This is a genomic window from Vibrio sp. 10N.261.55.F4, from assembly GCF_041470465.1.
GTDB classification, from domain to species: Bacteria; Pseudomonadota; Gammaproteobacteria; order Enterobacterales; family Vibrionaceae; genus Vibrio; species Vibrio crassostreae_C.
This window is the reverse complement of record NZ_JBFRMM010000002.1, coordinates 356,913-370,074: the sequence shown is the minus strand read 5'-3', so window position 1 is coordinate 370,074 and position 13,162 is coordinate 356,913. Positions and strand designations below refer to the sequence as shown.

12 protein-coding genes and 1 pseudogene are annotated in these 13,162 nt (G+C 42.6%); 7 read left to right on the top strand and 6 right to left on the bottom strand.

Annotated elements, in window-relative coordinates:
- Positions 1-177: 177 nt before the first annotated feature.
- Positions 178-1,416, bottom strand: a complete 1,239-nt coding sequence (locus tag AB4249_RS02395) for a DEAD/DEAH box helicase (RefSeq protein WP_372102268.1) — start codon at positions 1,414-1,416, stop codon at positions 178-180.
- Between the two features lie 209 nt (positions 1,417-1,625).
- Here AB4249_RS02395 and AB4249_RS02390 point away from each other — a divergent pair.
- Together AB4249_RS02390 and AB4249_RS02385 are read left to right on the top strand one after the other, a co-directional pair.
- Positions 1,626-2,249, top strand: a pseudogene (locus AB4249_RS02390) (LysE family translocator).
- A gap of 267 nt (positions 2,250-2,516) precedes the next feature.
- Entirely contained in the window at positions 2,517-2,873 is a 357-nt protein-coding gene (locus tag AB4249_RS02385) for a hypothetical protein (RefSeq protein WP_017060329.1), read from the top strand.
- A 143-nt stretch (positions 2,874-3,016) separates the two neighbouring features.
- On the opposite strand, the gene AB4249_RS02380 is transcribed toward AB4249_RS02385, so the two are convergent.
- Together AB4249_RS02380 and AB4249_RS02375 are read right to left on the bottom strand one after the other, a co-directional pair.
- A complete protein-coding gene (locus AB4249_RS02380; protein ID WP_017060330.1) occupies positions 3,017-4,141 on the bottom strand; it encodes a M14-type cytosolic carboxypeptidase in 1,125 nt (374 codons plus the stop codon).
- Between the two features lie 135 nt (positions 4,142-4,276).
- Positions 4,277-4,552, bottom strand: coding sequence for a nitrogenase-stabilizing/protective protein NifW (locus AB4249_RS02375; RefSeq protein WP_102333174.1), 276 nt, complete (start codon positions 4,550-4,552; stop codon positions 4,277-4,279).
- Positions 4,553-4,728: 176 nt separating this feature from the next.
- On the opposite strand from AB4249_RS02375, the gene AB4249_RS02370 reads away from it, so the two are divergent.
- Positions 4,729-4,941 carry a TIGR02450 family Trp-rich protein gene (locus tag AB4249_RS02370; RefSeq protein WP_017065368.1) on the top strand — a complete coding sequence of 71 codons (213 nt, stop codon included), beginning with the start codon at positions 4,729-4,731 and terminating at the stop codon, positions 4,939-4,941.
- Between the two features lie 49 nt (positions 4,942-4,990).
- Here AB4249_RS02370 and AB4249_RS02365 read toward each other — a convergent pair whose 3' ends face one another.
- Positions 4,991-5,728 (bottom strand): HAD-IIB family hydrolase, encoded by a 738-nt coding sequence (locus AB4249_RS02365; RefSeq protein WP_372102267.1) that lies wholly within the window; start codon positions 5,726-5,728, stop codon positions 4,991-4,993.
- Positions 5,729-6,368: 640 nt separating this feature from the next.
- Here AB4249_RS02365 and proV point away from each other — a divergent pair.
- From proV to proX, 3 genes are read left to right on the top strand one after another with little or no spacing between them, the layout of a single operon-like run.
- Positions 6,369-7,556, top strand: coding sequence for a glycine betaine/L-proline ABC transporter ATP-binding protein ProV (gene proV / locus AB4249_RS02360; RefSeq protein ID WP_017067805.1), 1,188 nt, complete (start codon positions 6,369-6,371; stop codon positions 7,554-7,556).
- A gap of 3 nt (positions 7,557-7,559) precedes the next feature.
- Positions 7,560-8,654, top strand: coding sequence for a glycine betaine/L-proline ABC transporter permease ProW (gene proW, locus AB4249_RS02355; protein ID WP_102393819.1), 1,095 nt, complete (start codon positions 7,560-7,562; stop codon positions 8,652-8,654).
- On the top strand, positions 8,647-9,654 hold the full coding sequence (gene proX / locus AB4249_RS02350; protein WP_372102266.1) for a glycine betaine/L-proline ABC transporter substrate-binding protein ProX: 1,008 nt from the start codon (positions 8,647-8,649) through the stop codon (positions 9,652-9,654). The genes proW and proX overlap by 8 nt, the downstream gene beginning before the upstream one ends.
- Positions 9,655-9,858: 204 nt before the next feature.
- Here proX and AB4249_RS02345 read toward each other — a convergent pair whose 3' ends face one another.
- The gene (locus AB4249_RS02345) at positions 9,859-10,233 is read right to left on the bottom strand and encodes a nuclear transport factor 2 family protein (protein ID WP_372102265.1); all 375 of its coding nucleotides are present in this window, start codon (positions 10,231-10,233) and stop codon (positions 9,859-9,861) included.
- 141 nt (positions 10,234-10,374) lie between these two features.
- Here AB4249_RS02345 and AB4249_RS02340 point away from each other — a divergent pair, with 141 nt between their 5' ends.
- Positions 10,375-11,241 carry a LysR family transcriptional regulator gene (locus tag AB4249_RS02340; RefSeq protein ID WP_136979691.1) on the top strand — a complete coding sequence of 289 codons (867 nt, stop codon included), beginning with the start codon at positions 10,375-10,377 and terminating at the stop codon, positions 11,239-11,241.
- A gap of 28 nt (positions 11,242-11,269) precedes the next feature.
- Here the strand turns inward: AB4249_RS02340 and AB4249_RS02335 are convergent, their stop codons facing one another.
- Positions 11,270-13,129 (bottom strand): helix-turn-helix domain-containing protein, encoded by a 1,860-nt coding sequence (locus tag AB4249_RS02335; protein WP_372102264.1) that lies wholly within the window; start codon positions 13,127-13,129, stop codon positions 11,270-11,272.
- Positions 13,130-13,162 lie beyond the last annotated feature (33 nt).

Below are 13,162 nucleotides of genomic sequence, written 5' to 3'. Positions count from 1 at the left end.
GAAAGTATTTTTTTTGAGCAACCAAGAATCAATACCTTGGCATCATAATTCACAAAAGTGTCATTTAAATTGGCATTTTGTCTGAGTCGATAGGTTGTGATTTTACATTTGATTGCATATAAAAAGCCCAGTGCAAACTGGGCTAATCGATTTTCTATGGTTATTTTGAAGAGCTGGTTATTTTGAAGAACTTAGCTTGCTCTTAAATTGCTTAGCACTTTTCTTCTTTGCGGTTCTTCGGTTAGCCATTTTGTCTTTAGGTGGACGTTTGCGAGCTGTCACTTCAGATGCAGGTTTGTCTGTAACAGGGAAACCTTCTAATGCTTGTAGCACAAGAGGCTTATTGGTCAGAGTACGAATCGCATTTAGGTAGTCAGTTTCGCTGTGACTAACCAGAGAGATAGCGCAACCAGTGCTTCCTGCTCTTGCTGTGCGACCAACTCGGTGTACGTAAGTTGCGGAGTGTGTCGGCAAATCAAAATTAATCACGACAGGCAGCTGATCAATATGGATGCCGCGAGCCATCACGTCTGTCGCGATAAGCACACGAGTCTCGCCATTTTTGAAACTTTCTAATGCTTGCTCTCGTTCTTCTTGGCTCTTATTTCCATGTAACGCACTCACACTGATTTTGGCTTTATTCAATCGCTTGGTTAATGCGTCGGCATTATCTTTTGCGCCAATGAACACCAATACTTGCGGCCATGGGGTCTGATGAAGTAGGGCGATAAGTGCTTGAGCTTTACTGCCTTTGTTCACTAAATACAGGGTTTCTTCAATAGCCGCGACCACGCTGTTTTCTTGATGTGTCGTGACCTTAACTGGATTTGAAAGAAGCTCTTCAGCCTGACCTACTAATTCGGGCGGAAGTGTCGCAGAGAACAACAGTGACTGACGTTTGCTCGGTAGTGCTGAAGTAATCGCTTGAATATCTGGCCAAAATCCCATGTCGATCAGGCGGTCGGCTTCATCAAGAACCAATGATGAACACCGAGCTATATCCAGTTCATCACTTTTGATTAAAGCAAGTAGGCGGCCCGGTGTGGCGATGGCTAATTGTGGTTTAGTCGATAATTGTTGCTGTTGATCATCAGTATTTACGCCGCCCGTTAGCGTTACCAATTTGATATTGAGCGTTGTCGCGATCGGTTCTAAAGATTTGGTCACTTGAGATGCAAGTTCACGGGTTGGAACAATGATCAGTGCTTGCAGTTCATTCACATCTTGGTTGATGTTATTCAGTAAAGGTAAGCCGAACGCCAATGTTTTACCGCTGCCCGTTTGAGCCAATGCGAGTACGTCTTTCCCCGCAATAATGGTAGGAATTACCGCTTGCTGTATCTCTGTCGGCTTATTGAATTGAGATGAGAGCGCGGAGACGGTTTTTGCGTTAAGGGTTAGGCTATCAAATGACATAAATGAACCAAGTATCAAAAAGGAGGTGGAGTCTATCAGGGCTACAAATGTTAGAGAATCAGTTTTGTATGTTAGACGATAAACACATTCATTATACGCGCGAATTATGTCTGTTAGCTATACGCGATAATTAAGCGTTTATCATATTGTAATGGCACTGAATGGACGTACAATGTCCGCCCTAAAAATGTTCATGAAATGAGATCGAAATGAGTTGGGACAGTATCTGGCTGTTTATCGTTATCGTGTTTTTTATTGCCATTATCCCGGGCCCAAATGCGCTGTTGGTATTAAGCACAGCCTTAACTCAAAGAAGCTGTTCGCATTTGTGAACGTGTTGGGCGTGTCATGTGGTTTTTTTTCACGCCTTTATCTCGGCCAACGGCATAAGCCTATTACTGTCGAACACTCCCATGGCCTTTGAAGGGCTAAAGTGGGCTGGGGTTTTGTATCTTGTCTGGCTTGGGTATAACCATTTTCGTGCGGCGCTGCGCGCTCAAGAGGGTGTGCTCTCTGTGGTCAGTGCATCGGGAAGTAAGCTTTACAGCCAATTTTTCAAAGGGCTCCTCACTAATCTACTGAATCCTAAAATCGTCCTGTTTTATCTTTCTATATTCCCTCAATTTGTTTCAACAGATGCGATTGTGACAGACAGTTTGATACTCGGTGCAATTCAAGCGTCAGTGGTGTCGATGTGGTTCTTGGTTGTGATCTTAATGGCGGATACCTTTAAGCGCTTGTTGGTTCAAAAGCGCACCTCGCAAATGATGAACATTGTGTGTGGGGTTCTATTCGTGGGCTTCAGCATTCAGTTGGCATTGTTTCAGCTTTAGAGTACGACGCGAAGAATTGGATTTTTAGCTATTGGCTCAGTTCATTTCCGGCTTAGTTCTCGTTTCCATCTTAGTTTTCATTTCCGATTCAGTTCTCATTTTTTACTGAATGCTAAGCAATCAGTGTTTCTCTGTATAAATCTCTAAAGCATTAGCTCGGGAAGTCGATATAATTATTAGCTATCAATTTGGTGAATGTGTTTATTTGAGACCAATTGAAGCTACAGCCTATTGCTTGACCGAAATAACAGAGACAGGGAGTCACCAATGCGTGAAGATTCATTCACCCAGAAACGCAAATATTACCGCTTAAAGTACCCTCAAAAGGCTCGTCCGGTGATGCGAATTAAGGATGAGCTTTTTCATGTCAGCGAAGTTTCTGAAAAGGGTGTACGCCTGATGATGCGTAACATCATTCCGGTTTATCGTGGCTTTTCAATGGCCGGCACCTTGAGGTTGCATGACAACAACAGTATCGATATTAGCGGTGCTGTATTGCGACAAGAAGGTGACGAAGTGATCGTTCAGTTATCACAAGGTCCGAGCTTCAAAGATATGGTGTCTGAACAACGCCACATTAGGCAAAGATACCCAGTGTTTTTTGCTAGCCTCAGAGTGGCATAGAAAGCTTTTAAAGTTAGATTCACTCATCCAAGCCGATATTAAAAAGCCCAGCACTTTCACAAGTGCTGGGCTTTGTTCTATCTATAGCCCAGATTCTTATAAACCAAAGGCGATACAGGTAAAGCTAATGAGCTTAGTTCGCCTTATAGCTCGTCTACTGTAGCCCAAACTGCGGCTAGCATATCGTGACCAAACGCGACACTTCGTTCTGGAGACCAGCCGTAAAGTTCGTCAGCGTGACTGATGTGATCTTTAAATGGCATCTCGACGGTGTAAGCCAAACACTTGAATTGCTCACCAATCCAGTTTGTGCCAACTGTCATGTTTGCTTTGCCTGGTTCGTCTTTATCGTAACCAAATTCATCTTGGAACTCTGGCGTGATAGTGAGCAGTGCTTGCTTGAAGTGGCTCTCTAGCTTCGCGATGCGCTCGTTGTAAGAAGGTGTGCCTTCGCTACCTGCTACAAAGTTATATGGAATCGCTTCGTCGCCGTGAATATCTAGACACAGGTCAACGCCCGTTTCCAGCATACGCTCGCGAACAAGGAATACCTCTGGGCTGCGTTCCATAGAAGGTGATTGCCATTCGCGGTTCAGGTTTACGCCAATCGCGTTAGTACGCAGGTGACCGCGGATGCTGCCATCTGGATTCATGTTTGGTACAACTCTGAACACAACGCTGTCTAGAAGAGAGCGACCAACCGTATCTGTTTCATCAAGTAGGCGTTGTAGCAGGCCTTCGATCAGCCATTCAGCCATCGTCTCGCCAGGGTGTTGGCGACCAATAACCCAGATGTTTTTCTTCTCTTCACTTGGCTCGCCGATGGTTAGCAAAGTGATGTCGTTGTTGTCTAGCGTCTGACCTAGAGTTTCAAGCTTACAAGCAGGGTGCGTTTGAGCATTGTGCAGAAGATCTTGGTGACGATCGTATGAGTACGGCGCGAAGTACGCGAAGTACATTGAATCGTGTTCAGGGATGATATCGAAGCTTAATGTATCGCCATCGAACTGAGATGGGATACGGAACCACTCTTCACGGTCATACGATGCAACTACATCGTAATCTTTCCAGCCTTCAGGGTAGGCAGATGTTGCCAATTGACCGATTTCAAAGTGGTGAGATTGTTGAGCTTCACTTTCTAAGCGGAAGTGAAACCACTGAGAGATTTCAGTTTGATAGTCTGCTGGGATCGTCAGTTGAATGTTTTGTGGTGAATCTGCAGAAACGACGTGAATGTTGCCGCTTTCGAAATTGCTGAAAATTTTCATTGTAGTTTTTATCTCGTAGTTGAGTTGCCGTAAGACTAGCACACTTTTTTTCGAGCAAACCACTAACTAAATCGTAATGAGATGTTATTTCAACTATCTACTTTTTAGTTCTCTACTTTGAGCAGTACTTCCTATCTATCGACGCTGACAAGTTGTACACCCACGACAGGCTGAACGTGTGTGGCGATCTAACTTGCTGCGTTGAACCTTACAATAAGCGTTTTTCAGCGCTCTTCTTCCTGAGAACCAATCATCGGGTTTTGACAGGATCAGATAACCATTAAAGCGTTTCATAAGCTCGACTCTATTTTGGTCGATGAACTTGCTATCAAAGCCAATCTCAAAATAATCAAGCGCTTGTTCGATGGCAGTGAAACTCGCTATTTTTTGTTGGAATTCTGTTTGGCTCATGGGAAGTAGGTTTTTGTTCTGGTGACAACTATTGTATCGAGTTTACGATTTGTTTTATTGATTTTAGTTATGACTTACCTGGGTTTGAATCGTGGGCTTTTTAAACTTGAAGTGATCTTTTTAACTCTTTGAGGATTATAGATAAAGTATTAAAAAACTAAGACAGGACAGAACCAATGAATCGAATCAATCCAAAGAAACTACTTCGCAGTAAATGGACGGCCGTTAGCCCTTTGAAGAAAGAAAAGCACTTTATGGTCACAGAAGTTGAATTTGATGAAGGGGAAGTAGTGCGCTGCATGATAGAGGCAGTAATGACTAAACGAGAAGAAAACATCAATTGGCGAGAGCTTACTGATAATCAAAATTGGCTCCCAGGCTGGAAGTAGGGCTAGAAGCCTGTTTGATTCTAATCTGTTGTTAATGGCGAACTGGCGTTTATCGGATACTCGACGCACGCCCTTGCCAGTATTTAAGGCCTTCTAAGACACCCTCAGCATGTGTTGCTCTACTCGTGTATACGTTGTCTCTATCCGATAGGTGAGCAACCTCTGGGTAATGGTTAGCAACCAGTATCGAGTTTACGCCTTCAATGGTGAGCATTGAGGTGTCGTTAGCTGAGTCACCTGCGACGCACACTTCTGCAACGCTCAAATCGTGTTGTTCGAGTAGGTGGTGAATCGCAGTCGCCTTGTTAACGCCTTTTGGTGTGATATCTAAGTACCAATCATGAGAGTAAGTAAGGTGAACATCTAATCCGTGCATCTCCAAGCTAGATTCAATCAGTTCGTGTTGAGGCTCTGAAAGCTTTCCTTCAAAGGTGATCTTGTAATCGCCTTGATGGTTTTCTATGCGCTCACCCATAAAATCAAGGGGTGCGAGAGCCGTCTCTACCTTTGTTTTGTTCCAAGAAGCTTCCAGTTGGTTATGCCAAACATGGTCTGGTTTTTGGGAATGAACATGATGAATTTTGGTGCCCACATCGCTAATAATACTGTGTGGCTTCGGGTAGTTATCCGATTCTAAACCCATTCGAATCGAAGGTAATGTTCTTCCTGTCGCGATGATAAAGCGAATATCAGGTTGTTCTGTGAGGTAATCAAATAGCTGGTTAACACCGTGAGATGAGCCTCCATCAAGCGTACCGTCAAAGTCACACACCAACATTTTTATCATTCGAATTCCTTGTCTTTTTCTCTATTTCGTCACGGGAAAATGCTTATTTCTTTTATAAAGAATGGCTCAGTAATGAGCACTCTACAAGTTGAAGTTCAGCTTAGATAATCACCAATTGACAGTTTGCAGCAAGTATCACAGTTGGTGTGACGTATTAAAATTCTTGGTTGAAAAGGTTGATTTCAACTCGCTGACTTTAGCCGGTTGACCTTTGGTTTTTAGGTAGAGATTGAGAGTCGATCTTATCCTTGTTACCGAGCGAACTTTCGCCTCGGAAACATCATGAAAGCTTAATAAATAGTTCGTATTCGAATTATTTGTGCACGAACTAATTGTGGCTTTTGTTGGTTCATTCAGCCTATTAATCACTCTAATGTAAAATTAATATTCAATAATCTACGACTACGTAATACATAATATTGGCCGTACGCTTATCTAATTTATCCCTTTTATTATCAGTGGCTTGCTTTGTTTTTGCTTATTTTTTGGTCTTGTTGTTGCTGGTCTGGTTTCAGTCTGTTGCCTTGTTTTACCGAGCGAAGAACCTTGATTTACACGTGTCAATTACTTAGAGTGCTAATTGTTTTTCGGGTTTAAATAACCAATTTAAGTTTAAATAACTGAGAAAGGATTAGATTACATGGATCCCATACTGGAAGTTAAGGGACTGTACAAGGTGTTTGGTGAAGACACCGACCGTGCTTTTACAATGATTAATGAAGGCGCAAATAAAGATAAAGTTTTCGAAGAAACAGGGCTAACGATCGGCGTTAACGATGTTTCTCTTAGTATCCAAGAAGGCGAGATTTTCGTCATAATGGGACTGTCAGGATCTGGCAAATCAACCCTAGTACGCCTTCTTAACCGCTTGATCGAACCAACCAAAGGCAATGTGCTTCTTCGAGGCAAAGACATTGCCCACATCTCAGAAGATGAACTCCGCGAAGTTCGCCGCAACAACATCTCGATGGTTTTCCAAAATTTCGCTTTGATGCCGCATATGACGGTCATCGAGAATGCCGCATTTGGTCTAGAGCTTGCGGGTGTTGAAGTTGAGCAACGAAAGCAGTCAGCACTTGAAGCACTTGAACGTGTTGGCCTTGGCGCATATTCAGAATCTTACCCAGATGAACTATCTGGTGGTATGAAGCAGCGTGTTGGTTTGGCTCGTGCACTAGCATGTGACCCAGATATCTTGTTGATGGATGAAGCGTTCTCGGCGCTCGATCCTTTGATTCGTACGGAAATGCAAGATGAGCTTATTCGCCTTCAAAATGACGATAAACGAACCATTGTTTTTATCTCGCATGATTTGGATGAAGCGATGCGTATCGGTGACCGAATTGCGATTATGCAAAATGGCGAAGTGGTTCAAGTAGGTACTCCAGACGATATTCTTAGTAACCCAGCGAATGATTATGTCGAAGCTTTCTTCCGTGGTGTGAACGTAGCAAGCGTACTTACTGTGAAAGACATTGCGCGTAAGAAGCCAGCTGCGGTATTTAAAAAATCAGAACACGATGGCCCAGCGTCCGCTCTACAAATTTTGATGGATAACGACCGCGAGTACGGCATCGTAGTTGAGAAGAGCAGCCGTTACTCCGGCATTGTCTCTATCGACTCGCTTCGTAAAGCCCACAAAGAGAACAAATCACTCATCAGCGCACAGCTCGATGATGGACTAACGCTGAACCCTGATTTACCAATCAATGATGTGCTTGGCCTAGTTGGTGGTGTGCCTTACTCAGTGCCTGTTGTGGATGAGCAAGGTAATTACTTTGGCGTGGTGACTAAGTCACGACTGTTACAAACATTGGATAAGGGGTAGATCATGTCGTCTGAACAAACAAATAATGACCCATGGTCTCAATCGGCTCCTCCAGCTCAACCTGCAAGTGATCCTTGGGGTCAATCCGCTGATACCTCACCGTCAGCGGATTGGTTAAGCAGCGAAACCGTTGAAACGACACCTTTTGATCCACTTAACCCTTTTGCAGAGGCTGTGCTGCCTGTTGACACTTGGGTTGAGTCTGGACTGAATTGGTTAGTTGAGCACGGACGCCCATTATTCCAGGCAATCCGTGTGCCTATCGATTTTATCCTAAGTTCATTTGAAACGGCGTTGGTGTCTACGCCAGCACCATTCATGTTGATCATCTTGTTTCTAGTGGCATGGCAGTTTTCAAACTTGAAGCTTGGCGTTGCAACGGCCGTATCTTTGACTTTCATTGGCTTGATTGGCGCTTGGTCTGAAGCAATGACCACATTGTCACTGGTCATGACATCCGTATTCTTCTGCCTATTGATTGGCTTACCCATGGGGATATGGCTCGCTCGAAGTAACACAGCGGCTAAATTCGTGCGCCCAATTTTGGATGCTATGCAAACCACACCAGCCTTCGTTTATTTAGTACCGATCGTCATGTTGTTTGGTATCGGTAACGTTCCGGGTGTCGTGGTGACCATCATATTCGCACTTCCTCCTGTTGTTCGTTTGACCATTTTGGGTATTCAGCAAGTTCCGGAAGAATTGATCGAAGCGGGTCACTCATTCGGTGCAAGCAAAAAGCAGATGCTTTACCGAATTCAACTGCCACTTGCATTGCCAACTATCATGGCGGGCGTGAACCAAACACTGATGTTGTCGCTATCTATGGTGGTTATCGCATCAATGATTGCGGTAGGCGGTTTAGGTCAAATGGTACTGAGAGGTATTGGCCGTTTAGATATGGGACTGGCCGCTGTTGGTGGCTTAGGTATCGTTATCTTAGCCATCTTATTAGACCGCATCACCCAAGTACTTGGTGTCAACGCTGGTAATACAAAATTACGCTGGTATCGCATGGGACCTGTTTCCCTTGTACTGAATGTACTTAATCGCGGTAACAAATCAGAACTTCAATTAAGGAAAAACACCAATGAATAATTCATGGAAGACTAAACTCGCAGTAAGCATCGTTTCTACATTAGCGGTATCGACTAACGTGTGGGCAGCAAGCCTACCGGGTGATGGCGTATCAGTTCAGCCTGTTCAATCGTCTGTAGCGGAAGAGACATTCCAAACATTGATCGTTAACCGTGCTCTAGAAGAACTGGGTTATGACGTGAAATCAACTCAAGAAGTGGACTACAACGTAGGCTACACCTCGATTGCAAAGGGTGACGCAACGTTCCTAACGGTAGGTTGGTTCCCGCTTCATGCTGATAAATACACAATGGCAGGTGGTGATGAGAAATTCTACCGTGAAGGCCAATATGTAAGCGGCGCTGCTCAAGGTTACCTAATTGATAAGAAAACGGCTGAAAAGTACAACATCACCAACATTGGTCAATTAACTGATCCAAAAATCGCGAAGCTGTTTGATGCGGACGGTGATGGCAAAGCAGACCTAACAGGCTGTAACCCAGGTTGGGGTTGTGAGATGGTGATTGAACACCAACTTTCAGCGTTCAAACTGGACGATACGGTAACTCACAACCAAGGTAACTACGCTGCAATCATTGCAGATACAATTTCTCGTTACCAAAAGGGTGAATCAATCCTTTACTACACGTGGACACCTTACTGGGTAAGTGGCGTATTGGTGCCTAACGAAGATGTAGTTTGGTTAGAAGTTCCTTTCTCAGCACTTCCTGGCGAGCGTTCGAACGTGGATACGACGCTATCTAACGGCAAAAACTACGGCTTCGAAATGAACTCAATGCGCATTATTGCGAATAAAGAGTTTGCTAAGAACAACCCATCAGCAGCGAAGCTTTTTGAAATCATCAAACTTAACATCAATGATGTAAGCGCTCAGAACATGATGATGAGTAAAGGTAAGAACAGCTCTGCTGATATCGAAGCGCACGTAAACGGTTGGATCAAAGCGAACCAAAGCACGTTCGATGGTTGGATTACAGAAGCGAAGAAAGCAGCACTGTAACTTTGACTTGTATTTGTTCTGTCTTACCAGACACTTTGATTTGAAATGATGAGCGTGTTGAGTGATTGTGTAGAGTCACTCAATCACCTTCAAACCAAGTGAAAGGGCGACAAGAGTGAACATTATAAAGCCAGCAGTCCATTTGGATGGCTGGCTTTTTGTTTTCTGTTTCTATTTTTGAGCTTCTAGCTGTTAATTACAGCTCTAGCGTTCGCCTTGAACTTCGAAGTTGTCGCTGACTAAGCGAGCGCAGCCATCGGCTTCAAGTGCCCAGTGTTCATGATGTACAACGCCAAACGCTTTGTTCATTGTCCAACTCGCGGTAAGAATGTAACCGCCGTCTGTGTGCTCTTCCCATTTTACATCGGTGTAATCAACGTCTTTGAAACCTTGGTCGATGATGTTTTGCCAAAATGCTTGAATCGCTTCATGACCTTCAAAAGTACCAAATGGACGCGCTTCCATTACACAGCTTTTAGTATATTGATCGGCACAACCTTTCGCATCTTGGTTGTTGAAAGCCTTTTGCCACGCGTTAATGCCTTGCTTACATGCTTCTAAAATTTGGTTGTCTAACATTGTCTTTCTCCATAACAGTCTTGTTTCGAGCACTGTCTTTTTTATTTGGTATTTCGATAAGTTGAATTGAGTTTAGTCTTGGAAATTGATTTGAAAAACAGAGATAATAGAAAATACTGTTTGTAAAAAGAGAACAATAAGATGAGTAAGCTAAAGCAGATGTCGATTTTCGCTCATATCGTAGATCAGGGTTCAGTCTCGGCTGCGGCTGAAAAGTTAGAGTTGTCTAAATCTGTCGTCAGTCAACATCTCAAAATTCTAGAACAAGAGTTAGGCGCCTCTCTCCTTAAACGCACAACACGAAGACAAACTTTGACAAGCATGGGTGAGCGCTTTTATTTGAGTTGCAAAGACATCAATGTGATCGCTGAATCGGCTTGGGATATGGCAAAAGCCGAGCTAGAAGAGCCACAAGGCCGGATTCGTATCACAGCTCCGAATGCCTTGATGGATTTATTGGTAGCGCCTGTTATTGCCGATCTGATGAAACAATATCCGAAGTTAAAGCCAGAACTGATAAGCGACGATCAGCATTTAGACTTCATGGAGCACGATATTGATCTCGCGGTACGAGTGGGCAGTTCTCGTGACAGTAACTTAAAGCAAAAGCGTTTAGGTGAGTTTAAAGATGTGTTATGTGGCGTTGAAAGCATGCGTAAACGTGAGCTTGAATCGATTCCTTACATTGCAAACTCTTGGCAGGGAAAGCAGGTGACTCATCATTTTAGTTCTCAAACTGAGCAGGACTTTGTCTACCAACAGCAAGCTAGTTGCGTCACCAATTCGTTCCACAGTTGCCTTGCACTGATTAAATCAGGTGTTGGTATCGGTGTGATTCCAGATTTCTGCATTCCTCAGTTATTTGGTGATGTTGTCGACGTGCTGCCAAGCTTTGAATTACCCACCAACACGGTTTATGCGCTAAACCCATTTGCTTCAAATACGCCTATCGCCATCAAGCTGTGTATCCAAGCGTTGGAAGAAAAGCTTAAGCAGAATTTAGTATAAGCTTTCTATCGTTGGTAAAATCCGGTGCTTAACCATATTTACTAATAAAAGAAATAACATGTTTATTACTCAGTAATTCGATCTTGTCGATAGTCAGTACGCAATAGCGGTAGTTTTTGTTTTTGAAGGTGATGTTCGACTTTTGTTCTGTTGGTTCTGAAAACTTCCATATTTCAAATCCGATGTTCTTCATAAGTTCCAATGCACTTGGGTTCTTTATGATCATGGAATACTTTTTAATCTTAGTATTTCTTGCAAGAAGCTTCATATCGGAAATCAGGTTCGCAATAGATTGTTCACGCTTCTCAGAGTGACCGCTAACCACAATGTAATTTAAGTTATGATTAGAATCTAAAGAGCAGGCTTGCTTAATATGTAGATGTTTATTTTGGTATTGCTCGAATACCTCTTCGTTGAAGAAAAAACCTAGGCTATGACTAACAATATCGCCATTAACATCGACCATTTTTCTGCCATGCGCCTTTTTTTCACTGCAATAGAGAAACAGGTCGATAGTATCAAGAGCTGAAGGATCCACCTTTGTATATTGTGAAATCAGCTTTATTCTATCTATTACTGATTTGTCATTCTGATCTGTCATTAGTGGCATGATCTGACAGTCGCAGCCTTCTTCTATTTCCCCTTTAGTGATAGACGATATTCGGCTTTGAAACGAAAAGAACCTCTCACGAAGGAAGTCTTCAAGTAATGCACTGTCTTCGTTATCTTCTGAATCAAAGGATTTCAACGTTGTATACAAGTCCAGACCAAGGCAGTCCAGTAGCTTTAGGGCTTTGTAATTACTTGGCTTTACTTTGCTATTTTCCCATCGATTTATCGTTACGACATCTACAGAGCTGAATTCATCATCTAAGTGATTAATGTATGCCGCAAAATCCTTTTGCGTTAACTTCAATTTCTTGCGCGCTTCGCGCAGTAATTGCGGAAATTTCATCATGGTAGAATATTCATCTTTGATTAGTGACATTACGTTCCGATTAGTCAGATAGTCTATTTTATCAATCGTTAATATACAGTAGCTATAATATTTATTTTTGAATGTAATATTACATTTTTTAGCAGAAGGTTCTGAAAATTTAAATACTTCAAACCCCACACTCTTCAAGAGTCTCATCATATTGGGGTCTTTTACTAAAACAGAATATTTTTTAATGTTTTTGTTCTGAGAAAGTAACTGTATGTCTGAAACTATATGCTCAATAACATGATCTTTTGTCTCTGAGTGTGAGCTTATATTAAAATAATTTATGCTTTTGCTTGAATTTAAAGAGCAGGCCATTCTTAGATCTAGCTCTTGAGTTTTTAATGTTTCAAATTGATGGTCTTCAAAGAAAAAGCCTACGTTGTGACTCACAATGTCGCCATCAACATTGATCAGCTTGTGACCATGTGCTTTTTTCTCACAGTAGTAGAGATATAAATCAATTTGGTCCAATGGCGAAATATCGACTTTTGTGAATTTAGAAAGTAGTTTGATTCTGTCGATAACGCCAGTGTCACACGGCTCTGACATTAAAGGCCGTGACTTAAAGTTGCGTTTGCCTTGTTGTTGATTCAGGCCTGATAGAGCTGAAATTCTACTTTGAAATGAGCCATAGGATTCGTTTAAAAACAGTTCGATTAGTGTGTCTTTTTGTTCGGATTTAAAGCTCTTTATTGTCTCAAACAAATCTCCGCCAAGGTACTGTAAGATCTTGAGTGCTTTGTATGTACTAGGCTTTACCTTACTGTTTTCCCAACGATTTATCGTTACGACGTCAACCGCATTAAACTCGTCGTCCAGCTGATTTAAGTAGGTTGCAAACTCTGTTTGTGTAAATTGAAGTTCCTTTCTGAAGTTACGTAACAACTGTGAAAACTCACTCATTAAAACATTAACCTTCTGATAATTAACTCAATG